Genomic DNA, 24,017 nt, shown 5'->3' on the forward strand with positions numbered 1-24,017 from the left:
AAATTATACGCGGTTGTCCGCATGTCGACGCTGTAATTCTTGAACCATTTCTGCATGTCTGCTGTCCGTCAGCTTGTACATTTTACCGATGACCAGCATGGCCAAAGCCAGGGCAACAGCCGGATAGAGACAAAGTAATGCTTTGATCCCAAGCAGGGTTCCAGAGGACTGAACCACATTCGGAACATACCCGATGAGCGCTAGTCCAATACCCGATAGAAAGCCAGACAAGGATTGAGCCAACTTACGTGAAAAGTTAAATAACGAGTAAGTAATCCCTTCCTTACGCTCCCCGGATGACCATTCGCCATAATCAATAATATCGGACACGAATGCCCAGGTCACCCCGTTAGGAATACTAATACCAATGAACGAAATACTGGCCAGGATTGTGAAAATGTATACATTTGAAGGCATAAAAAAGTTAATGGAGTCGGCAATGACACTAACCAGCATCCCCAGTATGGCTGTTTTTCGTTTACCGAAACGCCGTACCAGCTTGGGCAGGAACAATACACCCAGTAGCGACGAACCGATAATAATAAAATTCATATAAGCCATTAACTCTACATGCCCCAAGTTATATTCGGCAAAATAGATCAGCAGAGCGGACTTAATATTGTACGCGGATATAGTGAAAATCGTCATCAAAACGAGCACCAGCAAAGGCTTGTTATTCGTAAAAGTATGCACAATAACGCCTATAGATAGCTTCTCTTTTGGCCCGGACTGGCTAATAATACGTTCTTTCGTTCCTCGGTAACATATGATGAAAGCGATCACACCAATGAGTGACATAATCCCCATCACAACCGGATAGCCAACATGGTGGTTAGGAAATAGTAAAATAAGCGGCATGACAACGACACTGGTGACGAATAATGCGCCCAGCGATCCCGCCTGACGGAAAGATGACAATGAAGCACGCTGATGAGTATCCTGTGTAATAGCGGCACCTAGCGAGCCGTATGGAATGTTTACAATAGAGTAGCCGATCCCCCAGATCATATAGGACGCATAGGCGTAAATGAGTTTTCCTGTGGGTGAAATATTCGGCGATATAAAGGTTAGAACCGTAAGAATTGCAAGGATAACGCTTCCAACAATAAGAAAAGGTCTAAATTTTCCACGTGTACCGATATGTTTGCGATAATCAACAAAGGACCCGACAATGGGATCACAGACGGCGGCAAATAGCTTGCTGACCAAGAAAATGCCTGCGGCGGCTCCTGCAGAAACCCCTGCTACATCTGTAAAAAATTTCAGCAAATACAACTGCCCCAAATCAAACATGAATCCGTTTCCAAAGTCACCCATACCATACGAAATCTTTTCTTTCAGGCTAATATGCTCGCCTGTCTTGTTGTCAGTTTGGACGTTCTCCTGCACGATAGGCACTCCCATACCTACACACTCCTCTTTGTTTGTAATTAATTTCACAAAATTAGTTCTGGATTTTGCAAAATCCTCAGTTGATAACTATTTTATTTATAATTGCTCTTACCGGGAGTTTTGAAACAAGCTCCCGGTAAGAGCCCTTTCTTATGAAGTTAGTGAGTCCTCGCCTTAGGGCGTAGTTTCACTTACTATGAACAACCGTTGGGAAATTAAAATATTGCTCGGCGTTGTTGTAGCAAATGTTTTGTACCATGGCTCCGAGCAGCTCCAGATCCTCAGGCGCCTTACCCTCCTGAACCCACGTTCCAATTAAGTCACAGAGTATACGGCGGAAATATTCATGGCGTGTGTAGGAGAGGAAGCTGCGGGAATCCGTCAGCATACCAATAAAGCGGGACAGCACCCCGTAGTTAGCCAGCAACTTCATCTGCTCCTGCATACCTTCGATATGGTCGTTATACCACCATGCCGTGCCAAACTGGATTTTCCCCACATTTCCACCGGATTGGAAACAACCCGCGAGACTTGCCAGTACTGGATAATCAACCGAATTAAGCGAATACAAAATGGTTCTAGGTAATCCTCCTCCCAGCTCCTGTGCGTCCAGCAATGCCGCCAATGGACGAGCGATAGAGCCATCATTTACGGCATCGTAGCCTGTATCCGGTCCCAATTGACGGAACATAGTAGTGTTGTTATTACGCAGTGCGTGGATATGGTATTGCATAGCCCAGCCATGTTCTGCATACTGTTTGCCAAGGAAAACCAGAACGTACGATTTATATTTCGCCTCCTCTAAAGGAGTCACATGGCCTTCCTCCAGCGCCTTATTGAATATGGCTGCAGCTTCCTCCCGTGTCGTTTCTTCATAGACTACAGTATCCAGCGCATGATCAGATACTCGGCCTCCGGCAGCATGGAAATGGCGCACCCGGCTCGCCAGCGCATTCAAAAATCCTTCCAGGCCAGAAACATCCAGTCCGCTGACTTCACCCAACCGAGCCACCCAAGGCCGGAAAGTTTCGCGATTTATCTCCAAAGCCTTGTCGGGACGAAAGCTTGGCAACACTGCGACTGGGAAATCGGTCAGCTTGCTGATTTGTTTGTGGTATTCGAGATGGTCTGTCGGATCATCCGTGGTGCACACCACAGTTACCTTCGAGTTCACAATCAGATCACGTGCGCCAAAGCCTTTTCCCTGCAGCTTTTGGTTTACCTTTTCCCAGATCACTGGTGCGTTCTGTTCATTCAGCAGCTCAAAGACACCAAAAAAGCGTTGAAGCTCCAAATGCGTCCAATGGTACAGCGGATTGCCGATTAGTGTAGGTACGGTTTTGGCCCAAGCCATAAACTTGTCATAATCTTCGCCATCCCCCGTAATCAGGCGTTCCTCAACCCCATTGGCCCGCATAAGTCTCCACTTGTAATGGTCTCCGTACAACCAAGCTTCCGTAATATTCTTGAACGCTTTATTTTCATAAATTTCTTGTGGACTTAAATGACAATGATAGTCAATAATCGGCATATCCTTGGCGTACTGATGATACAAGATTTCAGCCGTTGGATTGCTCAACAAAAAGTTTTCGTCTAAAAACGCTTTAGTCATTACTTTCTCATCCCTTCTATAATCGTGTTTCTCAACAAATTGTTAACGTTAACAAAAATGCTTGTACTGTACTCGTTTTCAATAATAGCATTCTCCACCACATAGCAGATCTCGTGATTAGGCAAGATGATATAGCTGTAATACGATACCTGCACATCATTTCAAGCCGGATTACTTCACTTTAAATTTAATGTTTACGTTAACAACAATTACATTGTAACCGCTATCCTTTGTAGACGAAAGTGATTTTTATCATGTGAGCGAATAAAAAAAATGGCCTACTGCCATTTGGAGCAGATCTGTTCTATATTTTCCCGATAGCTGATACCAAAAGAAAATTCTACAATTTTTAATTTTCCCCGATAAATCAAACTTTGAAAACGTTTTATGTGTTTTTCTCTTTTTTTCAGAAAATTTCTTTCTTGAAAATACCAGTTATTGCATTATAATTGTAATATACATCCATTGTTTTACATTGAAAGTATTTCATTGGTTTATTTCAAAGATGAAAAGAAGAGGTGGTAGCATTGAGTACTAAAGTTCAAGCTGTTCAAACTAAAACTAAAACCAAATCCGATACAAAAGGAGCCGACCTTGTTGTCGATTGTTTGATCAAGCAAGGGGTTACGCATATTTTTGGCATTCCAGGTGCCAAGATCGATTCTGTTTTTGATGTTCTTCAAGATCGGGGTCCAGAATTGATCATATGCCGTCATGAACAAAATGCCGCCTTTATGGCAGCAGCGGTCGGTCGTTTAACAGGTAAACCGGGCGTATGCATTGTTACTTCCGGTCCAGGCGCGTCTAACTTGGCGACAGGACTTGTCACCGCTAACGCAGAGAGTGATCCTGTCGTCGCCATTGCTGGTGCAGTCCCAAGATCAGAACGCCTGAAACGCACGCATCAATCTATGGATAACGCCGGACTTTTCGAACCCATCACCAAGTACAGTGTAGAAGTAGAACATCCTGATAGTGTACCGGAAGCAATTACTAATGCATTTCGGATTGCGACCTCAGCCCAGCCTGGAGCCACATTTGTCAGTCTGCCGCAGGACGTGTTGACTTCGTCATCCGAAGTAACCGCCATTGAGAAGGTTTCCCTTCCCCAGCTTGGAACCGCACCCGCCGAGCTCATCAAACAAGTTGCAGGCCAAATCAAAAAAGCCAAGCTGCCCGTACTCCTTCTCGGTATGAAAGCCAGCACACCCGAAGCTACAGCAGCCATCCGTGCACTGATTCGAAACACGGATTTGCCTGTGGTTGAAACCTTTCAGGCCGCTGGAGCCATTTCCCGGGAGCTGGAAAGCCACTATTTTGGGAGAGTCGGTCTGTTCCATAATCAGCCGGGTGACATGCTTCTTGGAGCGGCAGATCTGGTACTGACGATTGGCTATGATCCTATTGAATATGATCCAAAAAACTGGAATATTCCTGCGAACCGAACCCTTATTCATCTGGATGATCATCAAGCAGATATTGATCATGATTATCAACCTGATCACGAGCTTATCGGGAATATAGCCCTGATTGTGAGTGGCCTTGCAGAAGAATTGCCTACCTTAAAGCTACCTAAAGCCTCCTGCGACCAATTAAATCGTCTTCGTCATGATCTAAACGAGCAAGAAGCTGTTCCTGTACACAGTCACGATTATCTGATTCATCCATTACAATTTATTCGTACACTGCGCAGCCTGATCGACGATAATGTCACTGTCACCTGTGATGTTGGTTCACACTACATTTGGATGGCACGATATTTCCGTTCGTATGAACCGCGGCGCCTTCTATTCAGCAACGGAATGCAGACGTTGGGCGTAGCACTGCCTTGGGGGATTGCTGCCACACTCGTCAACCCCGGTCAAAAAGTCGTTTCTATTTCTGGAGACGGAGGATTTCTGTTTTCATCCATGGAGCTCGAAACCGCTGTACGTCTTAACTCTCCGCTAGTGCATATCGTATGGAGAGATGGTACCTATGACATGGTCGCATTTCAACAACAGATTAAATATGGCAGAACTTCCGGTGTAAAATTTGGAGATGTTGATGTAGTGAAATATGCTGAAAGCTTCGGGGCCACCGGATTACGCGTGCACTCTCCTGAAGAACTGGAAAGTGTATTGCAGCAGGCACTTCATACGGATGGTCCTGTGGTTGTTGATATCCCGATTAATTATCAAGATAATATCCAGTTGGGACGTAAACTGCTGCCAAATCAATTAAACTAACCTTTACCAAGACTTACTCGTGACGTTTTCGTGACAATTATGGAGCAAAACGTTATTTTTTATGATTTTTTTGAGTTATTCTCGTTATTTACTGAAAATTTACGTTTATTATTGAAAAAGAAAGAAAATAAATGCATACAATTACAAAAGGAAGTGTATTACCATGACCGTTGCAGGACTGGAAACCAAGCAAGAAACTGACCATGATATTTACCAAACGTCCACTATGCTCGCTCTATTAGATGGTCTTTATGACGGAGTTGTTGCCTTTGAGGAGTTGCAAAAGCACGGGGATTTTGGGATTGGTACCTTTGATCAACTGAATGGCGAGATGATCGCGTTCGATGGTGAATTCTATCACTTGCTTCCAGACGGTACGGCCCATCGCGTAAAACCGGAAGAAACCACACCTTTTTCCACCGTCACCTTTTTCCATGAAGATTTCACATATACTATTGACCGCCCCATGCATCGTGAAGAGCTGGAAGCTCTGCTGTTAAAGTTGTTTCCAAGCCGTAATCTGTTCTATGCCTTCCGTATGGATGGCACTTTTCGTGAAGTAAAGACACGTACCGTCCCTCACCAGGTGAAGCCTTACAAACCTTTTATCGAAGCGACCAAATCTCAGCCTACGTTCTCTTTTAACGACGCTTCTGGGGTGATTACAGGTTTTTGGACACCTGCCTATGCTCAAGGTATTGGGGTAGCCGGATTTCATCTGCATTTTATTAACGATGAACGCACTGGGGGTGGGCATGTCTTTGATTTTATCGTCGAAAAGTGCACCATCCGCATTTGTCAAAAATCCAATCTGCACCTGGTCCTGCCCGATACCCCGGATTACTTGAAGGCCAACCTGTCCAGAGAAAACCTGGAGAAGGAAATCGCCGTTACTGAAGGTGCGCAGTAATCGCAGCTATTTAACTCATCAATTTACAGACCCTATAGCCAAACAATAAACAGCAAAAGATCACAGTCAGGAAAGAGAATTACTGCTCTCTGACTGTGATCTTTTTATGTACGAGCGTATATATACGTTACTGCTTATGCTCTCACTCCGGTCCACCTATGTCTCGATCTGATCCAGTTTATCTGCATAATATTGAATGGCACGTGAGTACTCCTGTGTAGATAAATCCGAGGTCGTCTCAGCCACCTCCATTAGCAGCTCCTGCATGGCTTTCCCGAATTCCCCCAGATTATATAATACCATCGCGTAAAATACCCGAAACGGTCTGTAATCCGGAAATTCGTCCATTCCTGTGTCCAAGCGGTCTGATACCACAATTCTGCATCATTTTGCTGCTGTTCTAATGCCTTCAAAAGAAGCTTTCGTGCTTCCTCTGCTTGCCCTGTTCGTCTAAGCTCGCCAGCTTGCGCCATGATATCGTTCATATTAATCCTCCACTTCTGACTCATGCCTATCTTTGAGATATATGTTACCCGACATTTGAATGCAATGTAAATGGAGTTTTTCCTAAGATTTAAAATCCAAAAAAACGACTCTCCTTACAGGAGAGCCGCTATATATCCGAAGTTACGGTTTATTTAACCTTCAATGATCCTGCAGTTAGTATTCCTGCTACACGCTGTGCGTCGAAAATACGCGAGAGCTCCTCTACTGCCGTCAAGTACAATAGACCGTTGCCTTCCAGCTTAGGAGAATTGCCAAGTGGAATCGTGCGTTTGATGAGTTGTGCATATAATTCCGGTTCGGTGAGATCACGCTCAAAGCTCGCACTTACCAGCTGCTTAATCAACGCCAATGCACCTGCTACGTGCGGAGTAGCCATCGAAGTTCCGCTAAAAGTCGCATATTTGCCGCCCGGAACGGTGGACAAAATATCTTCTCCGGGTGCAACCAAATCCACCTCATTATTAGAATTACTGAATTCTGAGGCGTGCCTGTCAAAATTGATAGCGCCTACGCTAATCACTTCATTATAGCAGCCGGGGTAGCCGAGCTCGTCCGTTCTGTCGTCACCGTCTCCCTCATTTCCAGCTGCACAGATGACCAAGATTTGGCTAGCTACAGCCTTTTTTACTGCTTCATGCAGCTCTGGCACATCTTCAGGACCGCCAAGTGACATCGATATGATATCTGCCTTTTGCTCAATCGCATAATAGATGCCTTGAATAATCCAGTCATATTGACCGGAGCCCTGCTTGTTTAGCACTTTGATGATGAGCAGGTCTGCCTCTGGAGCAACACCCACGACACCATCCGCATTTTCTGCTGCCGCAATGGTTCCTGCCACATGCGTGCCATGACCGTTATAATCCTTGAAAATTTCCGGATCACCTTGATCATCATCCGTGAAATTCCGTCCGCCAATAATGCGCGCCTTCAAATCAGGATGGTCCGAATCACAGCCCGTGTCCAGCACCGCCACCTTCACGCCTTGGCCTCGAGTCTGGTTCCATACCGCAGGAGCCTGAATCAGCTCTACACCTCGCGGTATTTCATTCACTTGTTGCTCCTGCTTGATCACTTGGTAAGGAATGATATGCACTTTACGTTCCATCCTATTCCCTCCTTCATGGATTCAATCGGAAACCACCCGTCTTTGAAACTATGAAACTTTGAAAACCTCTACTACATTCGAGGTTACTATATTCTAGCAATTTTTGAAAACTTTGAACATCCCCATTTTGCTTATTTTTGTAAAAAAACAGACATCCCCCAATTCGCTTGGAGAATGTCTGTTGTAGGTTCTCTATCAGCCTTAGACGGATTCCGCCTGAAGTTCAGCCTTGGATAACAGCGATTTGTGCTGCCATTTCCGGCCCTTCCAGCGTAAATAGTGGAAAATGCCTCGTACCCACTCATCGCAGGCATGTGCAATCCACACACCCAGCACTCCATATCCCATATGAATGCCCAGCACATATGCTAACGGGATTTTAATCCCCCACATTGAAATTATGGCCATCATTAACGGGAACTGAACATCTCCCGCTGCTCGCAAGGAGTTAATGACAACATGATTAAACACTCGGCCCGGCTCCAGCAATATACAGAAAAGCAAAATCGCTGCCCCTAATTGAATGATCGCCGGCTCATCTGTAAAGATCGCCATCACTTCATATCGGAAAAAGGATACTACCACGATTACAGCAATCGTAATGATCAAAGACCATTTCAGGCTCCGTAAAAGTTGATGATAGGCCTTTTCCTTGTCTCCTGCTCCAATCAGGCGGGCAACAATAATTTCCGTCCCCTCCCCTACAGCCATTCCAAATACCATAAAAAAGTACACAATTGTATTCGAATAAAAATGGGTTGCGATTGCCGTTGTACCCATAAAGCTGACAAACCGGGTCACCATCATTTGGCTAAGCTGATAAGACAACCATTCCAGCCCGGCAGGAATACCAATCTTCAGAATGGCTACCAGCTTACTCCATTGTAGCTGTACATAATACCGGATGCGAATCGGCGCACTTACACGCTTGTACAGCAGTAGAAAAATCCAGACACATGCTACAACACGGCTAATAACCGTTGAAATCGCTGCTCCCGCCACTCCCATCTGCGGCAGACCAAACCAGCCATAAATGAGCAATGCATTTCCTGCAATATGTAAAATATTCATACCAATGCCCACGATCATCGTATCTTTAGTAAAACCATGCGATCGAATAACCGGACCTGCGGTTAGCATGAGCGCTTCCAGAAACAGCGAACCCCCTGCCAGCATCATATAAATCTCTGCATTTTCCTTAATCGTCGGAGTAATATGGTAAAAGGATAGCAAAAAATCCCGACTGACAATAAACATCAAGCTCAATGCCAGACCAAACACCAGATTAAAGGTTAGTGCCGAAGCCGTAACACGGCTTGCATCCACATGCTTTTGCGCCCCCAATAGCTGAGCAATGATCACACCTACACCAAGACCAAGCAGATTGAAAAGTATAATCGTAAATTCAATCAACTGTCTGGACACACCCACAGCCGATACAACCTCATCAGAAACATGGCTTAGCATGAACGTATCCACGCTACCCATCAAAATGTGAAACAACATCTCTATAAAGATCGGCCAAGTGATTGCAAAAACCGTCATCGTTTTAACGACTTGCGCTTGCTTGGAAGCGTTTTCCTGAGACAGTGACATCCTTTCGTATTCCTCCTAAATGCGAACCCAATCATTACTTACTTATTACTTATATCATTTATATCGATAACAATTACTCATTCAAAAAAAGTCATATGCTTTTTCATTTTATAATATTCCAGGTGGTCCCGCAATTGTCCTGTGTGGACTTCATACTTATGTCCGTCTGGATCTGTAAAATAGACTGGCCTTTTGTCCTGTTCATTCCGTTCTCGTCCGGACAAAATGATGACATTAAAAGTTCTCAGCTTGATAAGCGTGGTATTCAACATGATTCGATTGTCCATTGCAGAACGTCCTTCTTGTGGTTTTCGTTCAGGTAGACCTCGTTAAAATAATAATTTCTTATCAAAAAAAGACTATAACATCATCAAGATTGATGTTATAGTCCTTTTTTTAAAACTGGTCAAGAAAAAAACATCTTGGTTTTCATAGTTAAATTCTAGACTACCGCTCTTTAATTCAGCTAACGTTTCCTAAGCCTAAAGTATGGGCTTCTCAGACAATGAGCTTCATAAACTTAGTTGACCTACCTTGTAGTTCTGATAAATATGAGATTCAAAGAATAGAAACTGAAAAGGAAGCAAAGAATTCAGGAAAAATTTTAGTGGATAATGGTTTGAATACGGCTTCTTTCCACCATTTCTTCTCCATTTGCTTTCCTCTCCTTATTTAGCGTTTTTTAAGAATTCAAGCTCTTTGACAATACCGGGAAATAATTTATCTAGGTTGTAAAATGCCAGCAATACAATTTGCAGGGCAGCCAAGATAATTGGAACGTAGATAAACATGAAATGAATAGACGCTAGCGCTGTGGCACTGATTGTAGCTTGTCCACCAGCATATCCCCCCAATGCCAGTCCCCAACCGATGAGTGCCGCTCCGAAACCGCCTCCCGCTTTTGTGCCGAAACTACCCGCACTGTACACCAGTCCTTCGGTGCGCATCCCTGTCTTCCATTCGCCATACTCAATGGTATCTGACAACATGGCAAAGAAGGTTCCGAGAATAGCGGCATGTCCAAGCGCTTTAATAACGAGTCCCAGGCAGACCGCCATAAGACTTGCGGGACTGACGGCAATAACAAGCGATCCCACAATCAGGAGGATACTTCCGATAATGGATGAATTTCGTTTCCCGATCCGCTTGACGACGGGTGGCAATAACAGATAACCAAGCAGGGAAGGAAGGAGTAAGGATATGCCGAGCACCCCAATCAGATTGGCGTCTTTTAACACATAACGTGCGTAGTAAATATTCATACCTGTGCCCAGTGAGTTATTTATGAAATAGACCACAGCAAACCCAAGAATCAATTTCCAATACTTATTACGCATCAGCGCTCCAAAAGCACGTCCAAACGGAATTGGCTTCTGTACAACAGATGGAGTAACCCTTTCTTTGGTACTGAAAAAGGTAACGAGAAATAAGAAGGTTCCGAGCAAACCAAACAGAATAAAGGTGAAAATCCACCCCTTTTGACCGCCGCCGAACGACTTCACTAACGGAAGGGTGAAATAATTAATTAACAAGGCACCAATATTCGCCAGAGACATACGAAAAATATTAAGAAGAGAGCGCTGGTAAGAATCCTGCGTTATCATGGAATTAAGCACACCATAAGGGACATTAATGCTGGAATAGATAATGTTCATCAGCAGATAGGTAACGTAAATGTATAGAATAGTGATCGTCATATTTCCACTTGGAACCGTGAACAAGAGAATTCCAGACAACGCAAATGGCCCGGACATCCACAGTAACCAAGGACGGGCTTTCCCGTGTCTGCTCTTCGTTTTATCGATCAAAGCCCCAATCGCGACATCAATAAACGCATCCAGTACACGCGCAACTAGCATTAAAGTACCAATGACCCCGGCGCTGATCCCGATTACATCTGTGTAAAAGTAGGACAGAAAAGTCATTGCGGCGGCAAACAGCAACTGGCTGGCAAAATCACCGAATCCATAACCCATCTTTTCTTTCAGCGTAATATTTGAATCGGTTTGCTTTGAAGCCTCATTTCCCATTACAACAATATCGCTCGAACTTCTCATGCTCATGCTCCTTTTCCCTTGTTATTCTCTACAATCCCAAGCCATAAGGAAAACGTTTTCTTGATAATCAAAAAAACAAGCCGAAATACCTTGAATTCAGCTAGTTATTTGGTAAAAACAATCATTTATCTCCAGAAAATACTAGAAAACGTTTTCCGGGGTTGATTATACTCCCCCTATAAACCAAGGTCAAGCGCTTTCTTTGCTCTGGAATCTTTGTTAAACTCAATAAACTGATATAATAAATTCAATTGACTTTGAGAACCTTTTTCTAAATAAATACTTGCTTGAAAGTCGGTGTGTACAATGAAAATGACTATAAAAGATGTGGCTCGAATGGCCAACGTCTCCATTTCAACGGTTTCCAGAGTGATCAATAACAGCCAGACGGTGAACAGTGAAATACGCAAACGAGTTCTAGATGTCCTTGAAGCCACTCAATTCCGTCCAAATGCCATAGCGCGGACACTGGTAAAGAATAATACATCTCTGATTGGAGTACTTCTGCCCGAGATTAAAAACAATGTCTTTGATAACATGGTTGAAGGCATCAATCAAGTAGCGCATCTATACGGCTTCGATGTCATAATCGCCTTGTCAGGGGGGGACGCGGACTCTGAAATACACTATTACAATATGTTCCGTGAAATGCAGGCGAGCGGAATTATCATATCGGTAGACGGAATCCGGGATGCGCTATACGCGCTCATTGAAGCGGCGGGAATTCCCTGCATCCTTGTCGGACGGGATTTTCGAGACAAATCCATTCCTTCCGTACATGTTGACAACATAACGGCTGCTTTTGAAGCGGTAACTTATCTAATTCAGCAGGGACATCAGGATATCGCGATGCTGCGGGGAGCTGCGGGAGATATTTCAGTGGGCAGTCAGCGTTTTTTGGGCTATGAACAGGCATTGAAGGCCGCTCACCTGCCAGTACGTCCTGAACGTGTGTTGGAAAGCGGCTTTTCAGTTGAAGACGGCGTAACCTCTATGAGAAAACTTTATCATTCAGGCCCATTGCCCAGTGCGGTGTTCTGCGCGACGGACCGAATTGCCATAGGCGCTATGAACTTTCTGACCGAGAATGGGGTGAAAATACCTGAACAGGTCTCTTTCTTGGGATTTGACGACATTGATATGGCTACAATAATCCGGCCTAAATTGTCAACTGTCCGATATTCAGCATCCGAACTGGGCATGGTCGCCGCCCGCAATCTCATTAAGCTTATTAAAGGAGAGGAATTGGCGGCTGTCCACTGGTCCATATCGCATCAGTTAGAAATTCGGGACAGCAGTGTAAAACATGGGGTATCCTAATCTTTGCATGTTCCTACGCGGTTGCTGGAAGTGCTTCACCGGCTAGGATGGATTTTGTCAGCTCCGACGCTGAATAATGGAAACGTTCTCTTGCAAAGTTTTTCCCAAAAGAGCTTACTACATTCCCATGATTATAATAATAATTATATGGGGGGCTTTTTTTACCGGCGGCCTGATTGTAAGTCAAACTTGGTTAACTTCGGAGGCCTCAGAAGCACCTGAATTTGCTAATAGCTTGTTTGTCTCCTTTGCAAATTTAGGTGTCACGATTGGCACCACCTTAGGCACATGGTTTCTATCACAGATGGGAACACACCTGATTACCTGGAGTGGAGTATTATTTCTGTGCTTGCATCTATCTGCATTGGGTTAAAAATCAAGTTTTTTGATGTACCGAAAAGAAAATATGATCCTTCCTTGTATGCTTTTATCCCTCTTCCTTACAGCGAATCCTGTTCAGCCAATAGGCCCACGCTTCTGTATATTGATCGAGATCTTCCGGATGATGACGAATGCAGGTGGCTATACGAAAATATAGTCCCAGTAACACTTCCCTGTTTAGCTCGTATTCCCCTGTCATCTCCGGCTCAAGCTTCTCTAAGGAAGGCAAAATGGTATCGATGGTCAGCCTATCCGGTGAAGAACAAAAGGCGTATATCAGATCATATAGGGGTTCTCCCACCACGGGATCAGGATCAATAATACCCGTCAATGTGCCATTTTCGTTAAACACAAAATTATGTACTCCACAGTCGCCATGAAGCAAATATTTAATATTCCGTTGCGGCGATCCAGCCACAAGGGTATGAACGAAACGATGATCCTCACGGGGTAAAATGTCTTGTATGATCTTTCCAGATTCCTTCGTTCTGTGCAGCAGAAAATCTTTCCATTCCACAAACGGGTGGTCCGGATAACCATAATGACGTTCCTCACCAAAAGGCTTATAGTGCGAGATCACCTCCGTCGCCAGATGAAGCAACAAATTGCTTTTGTTTCGTCCATGATACTGTGTGAGCCCTGACCTGAACGTGTATACCAAATAACGGTGCAACGGATCTACATAAACCAAACGCGATAGTTTCTCAATCTGTACATAGGTATGTAAAAACTCCGCCTCGGCTTTTACAATCGCATGATCATTTTGCTTAATCACATATCGAGGCCTGGTACCATCCATGACAACAACCACTTCGCTCGAAGTACCGCCGGTCAGCGGTTTGAGATTTTGCATATGGCCTTCAAGCACGCCTGCTGCATAAAGCTCATTCAGGATTAGTTGAACGTCCATTTCACGCCTCCCTCCGTGCGTCTGATCCACAATGCGGCTGGCGATTTTTTGGATAATTTCATTAAGATAATCCCACACGTTCGCCAGCCGCTCTTCTTTTAAAAATAAATCTTTTCATGCTCCGTATAGATTTCAAGCGCCCGCTCCATCTTACGCACATAGGCCTCATCCTGACTAGAACATAGAAATGTAATGTGTCCCGCCTGCGATGGACTGGATTTTGGCGAAGGTTCCAGCAAATTACGCTCAGACAACACCTGTTTCAACCGTCTAACTGTTCCCTGGCTCCCGTCAATTAACTGAATATGAGAAGGCAGTAGTTCCCTTAGAATTTCCTTATAAAAAGGATAATGAGTACATCCCAATACCACCGTACCATATATGTCGAGATTGAACGAAGACAACTCACGGTTAAAATATGCGGACATTTCTGCCCGGTCAAAATTCAACTGTTCGCAATAATGTACTAGCTCCGGCAGAGGTAGTGAGTCCACGCTCCCATGATCGTCAACTCTGGATACGAGTGCTGCATAACAAGATTGTTTCAACGTCAATGGTGTGGCTAACACCAGAACTCTTTTACCATTAGCCCGGTTCATCTCGACCGCTGGCTTCACAGCTGGCTCCATACCAATAATCGGAATAGGATATTCCTTCCTTAGCTCCGCAACCGCGATACTTGTAGCCGTATTGCAGGCAATCACCAGTGCCTTAACATCTTCTTTTAGAATCGTTTGCACTGAAGCCTTGACATAACCAAGCACCTCTTGGGGAGTTTTCGTCCCGTAAGGCACATGAAGGGTATCCGCCATGTATACAAAATTTTCGTTTGGCAAACGTCTTAGTGCCTCGGACAATACTGTAATTCCACCCAATCCTGAATCAAAAAAACCTATCTTCAAGCTACTCACCTTTTTTCATTCAACTATGGTGCCAAATCTTGCTGGCACCATGTTCATTTCCTTCTTCGCCTACTTAAACTATTCTCTTCATTAGACTTTACATTTAAATTTTACCGCAAAACTGATATTTTGCAAAAGAAACACTTGAATTTTACAGTGTAAAAAATAAAGTAGCTTTTCAAAGTAAATTTAATATAAAAGCGTTGACAGATATTATCTTTATATTGTAATATTACATGGTAACTTACTAACTTAACTTACTTATTCAACTTACTTAGGGGGAAATAAATTATGTCTAAAGTATTATTTGTCAAAGCTAATGATCGTACAGCTGAAGAATCTGCAACAGTTAAATTGTATAACGCATTCGTGGAAAGCTACAAATCTTCCCACCCATCTGATGAAATCACTGAGCTGGACCTGTTCTCCGTCGAGCTTCCTTATTTGAACGCTAACATGATCAACGGCACGTTCAAATCCGCTAGAGGCATGGAGCTGAACGCAGAAGAAGCTCGCCTGGCAAACATCGCTAATGGCTACCTGGATCAATTCCTGGCAGCAGACAAAGTCGTATTTGCTTTCCCGCTCTGGAACATGACGATTCCAGCTGTACTGCATACGTACATTGACTACCTGAACCAAGCTGGTAAAACATTCAAATACACTGCTGAGGGTCCTGTGGGTCTTGTAACTGAAACTAAAGTAGCCCTGTTGAATGCAAGAGGCGGCGTTTATTCCGAAGGACCAGCTGCTGCAGCTGAAATGTCCTTGAACTTCATGAGTAACATTTTAACCTTCTTCGGCGTGAAAGACATCGTGAAGGTTGTACTGGAAGGACATAACCAAGCTCCAGATCAAGCACAAGAAATCGTTGCTTCTGCTGTACAACGTGCAGTAGACACAGCAAAATCGTTCTAATCATATATTATGAAGGGAAGAGGATATCCGCGCCCTATATGGGCTGGATATCCTCTTTTTTGTTATAAAATATAAAAACACGTGCTCCCCTGATCTGTAATCAAGTGAAGCACGTGTTTGTGATATGAGATTACGATTACTTCTATTTTAAGGAATGAATTGCTGCACGATTTTTACAACTTTACCGTCACGAAGCGTAACATGGTATGGAAATTGACTGAGGTCCAGAACGTCCTTTTTTGCAAAATCCTTCTCAAACTGTGTCAGCGGAATCGATTCGTTCCATTGTACGTCTGTATCTTCTATGTTACCCGTGTGATCATAAATCTGCACCTCTACCGAAGCATCTGGTGCAACCTGATACACGTCATTTTGCACGGAATTGTTTACGATGTAGTAGCCATCCGGCGCTCCATCCAATCCTGTATTTCCTTCATGCTCCACAAATGCTTTGTCTGCCGCCGCGCCTTCATACCATTCAATCGGGTCTGCCGACAAATAAATTTGTCCGTCACGAATCTCCATTTGGTTTATATATACGGTCTCCTGATTTTCAGCAGCTGCGACAGGCGTGTAGCCTTGCGCTGTTGCTCCTGCCGTCGTAATCAGCATCATCATTAAAGCCAATACGGTCCATTTCGAAGCTAGTTTCATCATGTCTGATCTCTCCTTGCCGTTTGGGTATGTACACGGTGTCTGTAAGCTTCATTACCCTTGTGTACTTATCATAAACGTTGCACGGTTAAAAAGTGTATCAGATACATAAAAAAGAAGTTACGATTTTTTAAGACTTGGTCTTAAAACTTGATAACATGTCCTATTTATCTTTGCTATCTTAATAACCCGACCTGACGTGCCTGTTCTTCGGTGAGAATAAACTCCTCATTTTGCCATACTTCGTCCTCTTTGGTTACAGCAAACATCCCCATGATCTCTGTCCATATTCCTTTGTCGACGGCTTCCTTTTGTGTAATGATAATTTTCATGAGAATTCCTCCTCCTGTAGAAATACATGCAATCCAACGCTGTCGATTTGTGTGGCCCACTACGCGAACAGATGGTAGGTCAAATATAATACTTTTATTTAAAGCCTCTACCTCTTATATGGAACTCACAATGCTTGTCCTAGATTTACATTATCGGAGTGCTTGAGGGCTTCTTGTCCCGCTTATAACATATGTACCCTTTTCCTACCGATATTATTCGTATCTTATTTGTAACCTTAAAATTTTAGTTTATTTTCGTAGTTAGTGACTTCTTTAGAAATGACTAAGCCCTAAAATAAAAACGGCTGTAGGTTATCCTACGAGCCGTTTTCACTAACAATTTTTCTATGCTTGGTTAATCTATTAGTACCATCAACATATACATATTCAATGGCTGTCAAAGCATTAAAGCAGCGGAGCGTTCGCCTTTGCCCCTGGATTTCTACCCTTGAACATACAAACAAGAAATCTGGGGGCATTTCCTAATTTTTATACAGAAAAGTAAAAAGGCTGTACGCATACTGGCTTGGACACGGTTACTTGTTGCCCGGTGTAGGTCAAGCGTCCACTTGCCTTGTCCACTTTGAACGTAACGATGTTATTGGTGTCGCGGTTGGCCACGAGCATATGGTTACCATTTGGAGTCAATGCAAAATGGCGTGGATGCTCTCCTTCGGCAGATACATGCTCCACCAAGCTCAGCTTGCCAGTTGCTCCGTCTACAGCGTATACCACAATGCTGTCATGCCCACGGTTGGAACCGTACAGATAAGCTCCATCCTCCGAAATTGCAACTTCAGCAGTTGTGTTTTCACCTGTAAAGTCAGACGGCAATGTCGGTACGCTCTCAAGCTCAGTGAGCTTACCAGCCTCTGCATCATATGCAAAAGAAGTAATGGAAGAATCCACTTCGTTAATGACAAAAGCAAATTTACCATTTGGGTGGAACGTCAAATGACGTGGACCTGCACCTGCATGGGTTTTCGTTTCACCATGAAGCACCAGTTGTCCTTTGCTGTCATCAATGGTATAAACACGGATCAGATCCAGACCGAGATCTTGTACGAACAGGAAGCGACCATCTGGACTAAAGAAACTGGAATGTGGATGTGGACGATCCTGACGTTCAGGGTGCGCTCCTTTGCCCTCGTGCTGTTTAACATCCAGCAACTCACCAATACGTCCGTCCTCAGTCAGAGACACCAGTCCCACCATACCTCCGTGGTAGCTGACTACAATAAGGTAACGATCAGATGGATCACGCTGAATGTGGCAAGTTGTTGCACCCACGTTTTCCGCACGATTCAGCAATGTAAATGTTCCTTTAACTGGATCAATTTCGAAAGCAGAAGCTTCGCCTACTTTTGCTCCTGCAGCAGAAGTCGTCTCCCCAATGGAATACAGCTTCCGATTTTTGACGTCCACATTCAGGAATGTAGGATTTTTCAAGCCGGAGAACTCATCCTGTAGTGTAAGTGCTCCTGTCTGTTCATTAAAAGTATACGAATAAACTCCGTTACCTTCCAATTCGGCGTAAGAGCCTGCGAATACGAGCAATTTTTGTTGCGCTGTCATGGTTGTGTCCTCCTTGGATTAAAAAAATGATGGGCAATTAGAATGATTGCTCCTGTTACAGATATCGCTTTAAGAGGCGCGCTCCACCACGGGCTCTGTGGACAACGTCACATTTCCCGCTACAGCACGCGAGATCATGCATGAGGTTTCTGCCTGCTCTGCCAGTCGCAATGCTTGTTCGATCTGCGATTCTGTCGCATCGGCGGCCAATTGAACCTGCGGACGATGCACAATTCGGCGATATGTAAAAATATTGTTCGTTACATCGACAATCCCTTCGGATTCCAGCGCCAGTGACGCCACCGGGAGACTCGCGCGCTCCATCATCGCCGCCAAAGTAATCAAATAGCAGGTAGCGGCGGCACCGAGCAGCATTTCATCTGGATTGGTGCCCACACCAGGGCCTCCCATCTCGGCCGGGATCGAAATTGCAGTCCGCAACTGTCCAGCCTCAATACGACCGTCACTGTTGCGCCCCCCGTTCCAGTCTGCCTTGAGCAGAAAGGTATGCTCCATTTCAGGTCACTCCTCTCTCTTATATTATGAATCTTCACACAGGTGAATGTAAAGGTTAGTCAATCTCTTGATTTTTGGTTTCCGTACCCAGCAACCATACAGCCGCTGCTCCGATCAAGATAGCTACGAAGAAAATCACAAAGATAGATGGTAACGCTACGCCCTGTCCTACGAGTATACCGACTGCAAAAGGCCCGATAACGCCTCCAATACGACCAAACGCAGCCGCCATACCCACACCGGTTGAACGGACGGATGTCGGGTACAATTCTGGTGTATAGGCGTACATGGCTCCCCATGCACCGAGATTAAAAAAGGACAAGCAGATACCAGCAGCTAGCAGCATTCCCGCCGTTTCCGAGGTGCCAAACCAAATGGCAGACACGGCTGTGAGCAGCAAGTAGATGATCAGTACGAATTTGCGGCCCAGCTTTTCAATTAGATAGGCGGCGGTAAAGTAACCTGGGAGTTGGGCAAGCGTCATGATCAGCACATACTCAAAGCTTTTAACCAGTTCGAAGCCTTTCATAAACATAATGCTAGGCAGCCACAGGAACATGCCGTAGTATGAAAATACAACTGTGAACCATAAAATCCACAGCATCAGCGTAGACTTGCGATTAGGTCCCGACCAAATCGAAGCCAATCGTGCACGCAGCGGAAGTTTAACGCTTTGCAGCTTGTAACGCGGTGAATCATCAATAGCTCTACGCAGATAAAGAGCGTACAGCGCAGGTACTGCGCCGAGAATAAATGCCATTTGCCAACCATACTTTGGAATAACAAAATAAGCAATAAGAGCCGAAAGGATCCAGCCTGCCGCCCAGAAGCTTTCCAGCAGCACAACCGCTCTCCCTCGTTCTTTCACAGGCACTGATTCTGACACCAGCGTCGAAGCAACCGGCAATTCCCCGCCCAAGCCTGCACCAGCAATAAAACGCAGCACCAGCAGCATTCCGAGGCCTGTCGCCAAAGCTGATAAGCCGCTGGCAATAGAAAAGATCAACAATGTCCACACTAAAATGGCGCGTCTGCCGTAACGATCAGCCAAAATCCCCGCCATAGCGGCTCCGAACACCATTCCTATCGAATTCATTGCAGTCAGCAGTCCAATTTGCTCAGATCCCAGATGCCACTCCTTTGCCAACGCTGCGACTATAAATGAAAGCAGCCCTACATCCATAGCATCAAACAGCCAGCTAAGCCCTGCACTGAACAGCAATTTTCTTTTTTTGGCTGGTGGTAATGAAGTTAAGTCACTCATGATTCGCTCTCCCTTAAAAATATATCGTATGTAGACGTATATTCAGGTGTCTTGTCACCTGTATCCTAGCATCTATTGTACCGTAAGCTTCCTTAATCTGCGAGCTTTTTAACACAGAAAAAAACGGAAGATTGCCTACGGCAATTCTCCCGCCTTCTGGAACCTGCCACTTACCGGTTTTGGACCAGACCGATGATCGTCACCATGAGCACCAGCAGCTGGATGAGTGTATCGTTACTCATTCCAATCGCCTCCATCCCATATGAGATACTCCTTCGGCCGTTTCCCCTCTCCCCGGATCATGACGCTTGTTCCCCAATACATACCTATGCAGGTGGCGGGAAGCTTATGATCAATAATGGATGAAAATCTCCATACGTTTAAGGTTTAATCCAGGACCACTGCAAATCCATTTCCTGAATACATTCACGGTTATCATGTTCATCATTGGCCACCAGCGGGGTCACTGGATAGATGTTCATGTCGCCTTGCTCATACGTGCGCAATAGAGGCAGCAGCTCATCTATGTTCTGGACAGACGGATCCAGCCATGAATTTATATGATCAGCTTCCAAAATAGCTGGCATGCGGGTATCGAATTCACGTATATCCGTATTAGCATGAACTGTCATCATCGTACAGGTGCGTAAAGGCTCCTTACGACTATCATGCCATACTTCATATAGCCCCGCGACCGCAAACATCTTCTGTTCCGGCAGTACCACCCTTACAGCACACATGCGTTTGCCTACTTTTCGCCAATAATAAAATCCATTGCATGGAATGATACAGCGTCGGGTTTCCGCCATCTTGCGATAACTCGGATTTACCCGAACCGTATTTAAGTCTGCATTGACACAATCCTTGCCCCAGTAGGGAATAAATCCCCAACGAAATTCATCAAGTACCCGCTCTCCATCCTGATGCAGCACAATTGGAACATGCTGAGTAGGACTCATGTTATAGCGTGTTTTGTAATAATACATCACCCGTTGTATACCAAAGTGATCCCTCACCTCATCTACATCAGCCGATAACGAAAACCTTTTGCACATTTGCTATTCATCCTTCCGCCTTTTTCACCTATTGTGCGGATATACAAGGAAAAATATGCATATGCAGGTTATGCAAAAATCCAATAAACGCCAAAACATATAGCAATATCCCCGCAGTTGTAAAGCTACGGGGATAGATACTAGCTTATATTGTTATTACTTCTTTTCTACCGCGTGACCGCCAAATTCATTGCGCAGTGCAGCAACCACTTTCCCGTTGAACGTGTCCGCATCAAGAGACCGGTAGCGCATCAGCAGGGACAAGGCAATAACTGGTGTAGCAGCCTGAATGTCCAGTGCTTCTTCAACCGTCCATTTTCCTTCACCAGAAGAGTGCATAACCCCACGGATTTCATCCAGGTTTGCATCTTTGGAGAATGCACGTTCAGTTAAGCCCATCAACCAAGAGCGGATAACAGAACCGTTGTTCCACACACGCGCTACTTGTTCATAATCAAAGTCAAAGTTGCTTTTTTCCAGCACTTCAAATCCTTCACCGATGGAAGCCATCATGCCGTATTCCACACCGTTATGAACCATTTTCAGAAAATGTCCGCTTCCGGATTTACCTGCGTACAAATATCCATTTTCCACTGCTGTGTCGCGGAAAACAGGCTCAACAACCGCCCAAGCTTCCGGATCGCCACCGATCATATAACAAGCGCCATTGCGTGCGCCTTCCATCCCGCCTGAAGTTCCAGCATCCATGAAGCTGATACCATGTTCTTTTAGACGGGCATGACGAGCAATAGACTCTTTGTAATGAGAATTACCACCTTCAATAATGATGTCCCCTTTGGACAACATCGGTTGAAGCTGATCCAGCACAGAATCAACAATTTGGTGAGGAACCATGATCCATAATACTCTAGGGGATTGAGTTGCCTGTACAAGCTCTTCCAATGTAGAAGCCCCTTTAGCTCCATAATCCTTCATTTCTTGGATTGCGGCTGCATTGACGTCGTAAGCGACAAGTTCATGCTTATGATCAATCAAATTTTTCCCGAGATTCAAACCCATTTTTCCCAAACCAATTAATCCTACTTGCATAGTAAAGGCCTCCTGCCGTAGCAAACATATTTTGTATATACTTTCTTGTTACTGTTAAGAACGAACGACTGCTTTCTCAGAGCTTTCGGTTTTTTCATCCAGCCACCATGTAAAGCCTTGCTCCTCTAACAATTGATCTGAAGCTTCTGGACCGTAAGAGCCTGCTGCATACGTGTGTAGTGGAACCTCACCACGAGCAAAAGCTTCCAGTACAGGTTGAACCCACACCCATGAAAGCTCAACTTCGTTCCAATGAGCAAAAAAGGTGGAATCTCCGCGCAGCGCATCAAAGATGAGGCGCTCATAAGCTTCTGGTACATCCTTGGCCTCGGAATGATAATTCATCAGAACCGTTTCCAGTTGACCATTGTTCAGCGGATCTCTGCTGTTCAGACGCAGCGTTACCTTTTCATCCGGGTTAACATGGATGATCAGCAGGTTCGGGTCAGTCGGTTGCCCTTGAGCGGCATAAGGATCTGTGCTGTCCTTTTTGAATTCCACGACGATACGAGTAGATTTTTCTTTCATGCGTTTGCCGGTACGAATATAGAACGGCACACCCGACCATTGTTCGTTGTCAATCCATAGGCGAGCTGAAATGAAAGTATCATTTTGCGAATCAGGTCCGATATCCGGCTCTTCTTTATAGGAAGGAACTGCTTTTCCGTTGATCTCACCGTTGGTATATTGGCCTCTAACCACGCTGGAAGCAATATCAGAAGGATCAAGTGCACGAAGCGCGTCCATAACCTTGCTTTTTTCGTCACGCACCTGGTCAGCCGTGACATGTCCCGGCTTGTTCATAGCCGCCATCATCAATACCTGCAGCATGTGATTTTGTACCATATCACGAATAGCGCCGGAGTGATCATAGTATCCTGCTCGCTCCTCTACTCCTACAGTCTCAGAAGCGGTAATTTGCACATTGGCGATGTACTGATTGTTCCATATTCCTTGAAGCAACGGATTAGCGAATTTTAAGGCTTCAAGGTTTTGAACCATGGGCTTGCCTAAGTAATGGTCAATACGATAAATCTCATCCTCAGCAAATGTTCTGCTCAGGCGATCATTCAACTCACGTGCGGATTCCAGATCGTGACCAAATGGTTTTTCGATAATGAGCCGTTTCCAACCCTTTGTTTCAGCTAAACCACTCTCCCGAATATTGAGGGCAATCACATCAAAAAATTCCGGTGCCACCGATAAGTAAAACATGCGGTTCCCCGGAATTCCCAAGTCATTTTCACGTTGCTCAGCAAGCTGTAGCAGCTTTTTATAATCTTCCGGGTGGTTGACGTTCAATGCGCTGTAACGGAAAGCACTTAAGAACTGATCCATCTGTGCACGGTCTTCATTCACGTGTCTGGAAAAATCCTTAATGGATTGCTCTACATTACTTTGAAATTGCTCGTCTGCCACTTCACGACGCCCCATCCCAATTACAGAAAAGGAAGCCGGAATTTTACCTTCTACAAACAAATTATACAAGGCAGGGTAAATTTTACGTTTAGCCAAATCCCCTGTCGCTCCAAATAAGACAAATGTCATTGAATCCATGAATTATTCCTTCTTCCCATTATAAAGATGAGGTTATTAAAAGTTACCTGAGGAATTAACGTAACCCATAATACACCCAAAATAAGGGGCAAGTCAATCAAATTTTAGCGAAATCGTGAACATTCGATATATCCTGTAATGATAACGTTTTCTGTGGTATGATTGACGAAAGG

Annotated in this window: 20 protein-coding genes and 1 pseudogene; 4 read left to right on the forward strand and 17 right to left on the reverse strand. The window is 44.6% G+C overall.

Annotated elements, in window-relative coordinates; translation table 11 throughout:
* Nucleotides 1–3: 3 nt before the first annotated feature.
* Both ACEN8J_RS11700 and uxaC read right to left on the reverse strand, forming a co-directional pair.
* The gene (locus tag ACEN8J_RS11700) at nucleotides 4–1,404 is read right to left on the reverse strand and encodes an MFS transporter (RefSeq protein ID WP_029519077.1); all 1,401 of its coding nucleotides are present in this window, start codon (nucleotides 1,402–1,404) and stop codon (nucleotides 4–6) included.
* A gap of 175 nt (nucleotides 1,405–1,579) precedes the next feature.
* On the reverse strand, nucleotides 1,580–3,004 hold the full coding sequence (gene uxaC / locus ACEN8J_RS11705) for a glucuronate isomerase (protein ID WP_340885156.1): 1,425 nt from the start codon (nucleotides 3,002–3,004) through the stop codon (nucleotides 1,580–1,582).
* 518 nt (nucleotides 3,005–3,522) lie between these two features.
* Here uxaC and alsS point away from each other — a divergent pair.
* Complete coding sequence (alsS, locus tag ACEN8J_RS11710) at nucleotides 3,523–5,232, forward strand: acetolactate synthase AlsS (protein WP_029519073.1); 1,710 nt, start codon at nucleotides 3,523–3,525, stop codon at nucleotides 5,230–5,232.
* Nucleotides 5,233–5,395: 163 nt separating this feature from the next.
* Nucleotides 5,396–6,142 (forward strand): acetolactate decarboxylase, encoded by a 747-nt coding sequence (gene budA / locus ACEN8J_RS11715; protein WP_029519072.1) that lies wholly within the window; start codon nucleotides 5,396–5,398, stop codon nucleotides 6,140–6,142.
* A gap of 251 nt (nucleotides 6,143–6,393) precedes the next feature.
* Here the strand turns inward: budA and ACEN8J_RS11720 are convergent, their stop codons facing one another.
* From ACEN8J_RS11720 to ACEN8J_RS11740, 5 genes and pseudogenes are all read right to left on the reverse strand, one after another.
* Complete coding sequence (locus ACEN8J_RS11720; RefSeq protein ID WP_245231564.1) at nucleotides 6,394–6,627, reverse strand: tetratricopeptide repeat protein; 234 nt, start codon at nucleotides 6,625–6,627, stop codon at nucleotides 6,394–6,396.
* 149 nt (nucleotides 6,628–6,776) lie between these two features.
* On the reverse strand, nucleotides 6,777–7,757 hold the full coding sequence (locus ACEN8J_RS11725; RefSeq protein ID WP_029519069.1) for a S8 family peptidase: 981 nt from the start codon (nucleotides 7,755–7,757) through the stop codon (nucleotides 6,777–6,779).
* A gap of 201 nt (nucleotides 7,758–7,958) precedes the next feature.
* On the reverse strand, nucleotides 7,959–9,353 hold the full coding sequence (locus ACEN8J_RS11730) for an MATE family efflux transporter (RefSeq protein WP_340885154.1): 1,395 nt from the start codon (nucleotides 9,351–9,353) through the stop codon (nucleotides 7,959–7,961).
* Nucleotides 9,354–9,430: 77 nt separating this feature from the next.
* Nucleotides 9,431–9,589, reverse strand: a pseudogene (locus tag ACEN8J_RS11735) (VOC family protein); the annotation flags it as partial.
* 432 nt (nucleotides 9,590–10,021) lie between these two features.
* Nucleotides 10,022–11,410, reverse strand: coding sequence for an MFS transporter (locus ACEN8J_RS11740; RefSeq protein WP_039273459.1), 1,389 nt, complete (start codon nucleotides 11,408–11,410; stop codon nucleotides 10,022–10,024).
* A gap of 306 nt (nucleotides 11,411–11,716) precedes the next feature.
* Here ACEN8J_RS11740 and ACEN8J_RS11745 point away from each other — a divergent pair, with 306 nt between their 5' ends.
* The gene (locus tag ACEN8J_RS11745; RefSeq protein ID WP_165147398.1) at nucleotides 11,717–12,730 is read left to right on the forward strand and encodes a LacI family DNA-binding transcriptional regulator; all 1,014 of its coding nucleotides are present in this window, start codon (nucleotides 11,717–11,719) and stop codon (nucleotides 12,728–12,730) included.
* A gap of 427 nt (nucleotides 12,731–13,157) precedes the next feature.
* Here ACEN8J_RS11745 and ACEN8J_RS11750 read toward each other — a convergent pair whose 3' ends face one another.
* Both ACEN8J_RS11750 and murI read right to left on the reverse strand, forming a co-directional pair.
* A complete protein-coding gene (locus ACEN8J_RS11750; RefSeq protein ID WP_165147401.1) occupies nucleotides 13,158–14,021 on the reverse strand; it encodes an aminoglycoside phosphotransferase family protein in 864 nt (287 codons plus the stop codon).
* 98 nt (nucleotides 14,022–14,119) lie between these two features.
* Nucleotides 14,120–14,923 carry a glutamate racemase gene (gene murI / locus ACEN8J_RS11755; protein WP_029519057.1) on the reverse strand — a complete coding sequence of 268 codons (804 nt, stop codon included), beginning with the start codon at nucleotides 14,921–14,923 and terminating at the stop codon, nucleotides 14,120–14,122.
* Between the two features lie 291 nt (nucleotides 14,924–15,214).
* Here murI and ACEN8J_RS11760 point away from each other — a divergent pair, with 291 nt between their 5' ends.
* Nucleotides 15,215–15,841 (forward strand): FMN-dependent NADH-azoreductase, encoded by a 627-nt coding sequence (locus tag ACEN8J_RS11760; RefSeq protein WP_029519056.1) that lies wholly within the window; start codon nucleotides 15,215–15,217, stop codon nucleotides 15,839–15,841.
* 147 nt (nucleotides 15,842–15,988) lie between these two features.
* Here ACEN8J_RS11760 and ACEN8J_RS11765 read toward each other — a convergent pair whose 3' ends face one another.
* The 8 genes from ACEN8J_RS11765 to zwf form a co-directional block, all read right to left on the reverse strand.
* Nucleotides 15,989–16,498, reverse strand: a complete 510-nt coding sequence (locus ACEN8J_RS11765) for a hypothetical protein (RefSeq protein ID WP_029519055.1) — start codon at nucleotides 16,496–16,498, stop codon at nucleotides 15,989–15,991.
* Between the two features lie 173 nt (nucleotides 16,499–16,671).
* On the reverse strand, nucleotides 16,672–16,827 hold the full coding sequence (locus ACEN8J_RS11770; protein WP_023988309.1) for a hypothetical protein: 156 nt from the start codon (nucleotides 16,825–16,827) through the stop codon (nucleotides 16,672–16,674).
* Between the two features lie 489 nt (nucleotides 16,828–17,316).
* Nucleotides 17,317–18,402 (reverse strand): lactonase family protein, encoded by a 1,086-nt coding sequence (locus ACEN8J_RS11775; protein ID WP_039273468.1) that lies wholly within the window; start codon nucleotides 18,400–18,402, stop codon nucleotides 17,317–17,319.
* Nucleotides 18,403–18,471: 69 nt separating this feature from the next.
* Nucleotides 18,472–18,918: an OsmC family protein gene (locus ACEN8J_RS11780; RefSeq protein ID WP_028542408.1), complete on the reverse strand. Its 447-nt coding sequence runs from the start codon at nucleotides 18,916–18,918 to the stop codon at nucleotides 18,472–18,474.
* A 55-nt stretch (nucleotides 18,919–18,973) separates the two neighbouring features.
* Nucleotides 18,974–20,182 carry an MFS transporter gene (locus tag ACEN8J_RS11785; protein ID WP_039273470.1) on the reverse strand — a complete coding sequence of 403 codons (1,209 nt, stop codon included), beginning with the start codon at nucleotides 20,180–20,182 and terminating at the stop codon, nucleotides 18,974–18,976.
* A gap of 380 nt (nucleotides 20,183–20,562) precedes the next feature.
* Nucleotides 20,563–21,237 carry an SOS response-associated peptidase gene (locus ACEN8J_RS11790; protein ID WP_318626607.1) on the reverse strand — a complete coding sequence of 225 codons (675 nt, stop codon included), beginning with the start codon at nucleotides 21,235–21,237 and terminating at the stop codon, nucleotides 20,563–20,565.
* 156 nt (nucleotides 21,238–21,393) lie between these two features.
* Nucleotides 21,394–22,287: a phosphogluconate dehydrogenase (NAD(+)-dependent, decarboxylating) gene (gene gnd, locus ACEN8J_RS11795; RefSeq protein WP_029519049.1), complete on the reverse strand. Its 894-nt coding sequence runs from the start codon at nucleotides 22,285–22,287 to the stop codon at nucleotides 21,394–21,396.
* A 54-nt stretch (nucleotides 22,288–22,341) separates the two neighbouring features.
* Nucleotides 22,342–23,844 (reverse strand): glucose-6-phosphate dehydrogenase, encoded by a 1,503-nt coding sequence (gene zwf / locus ACEN8J_RS11800; RefSeq protein ID WP_318626609.1) that lies wholly within the window; start codon nucleotides 23,842–23,844, stop codon nucleotides 22,342–22,344.
* Nucleotides 23,845–24,017 lie beyond the last annotated feature (173 nt).

It is taken from the genome of Paenibacillus sp. Paensp38, assembly GCF_059491915.1.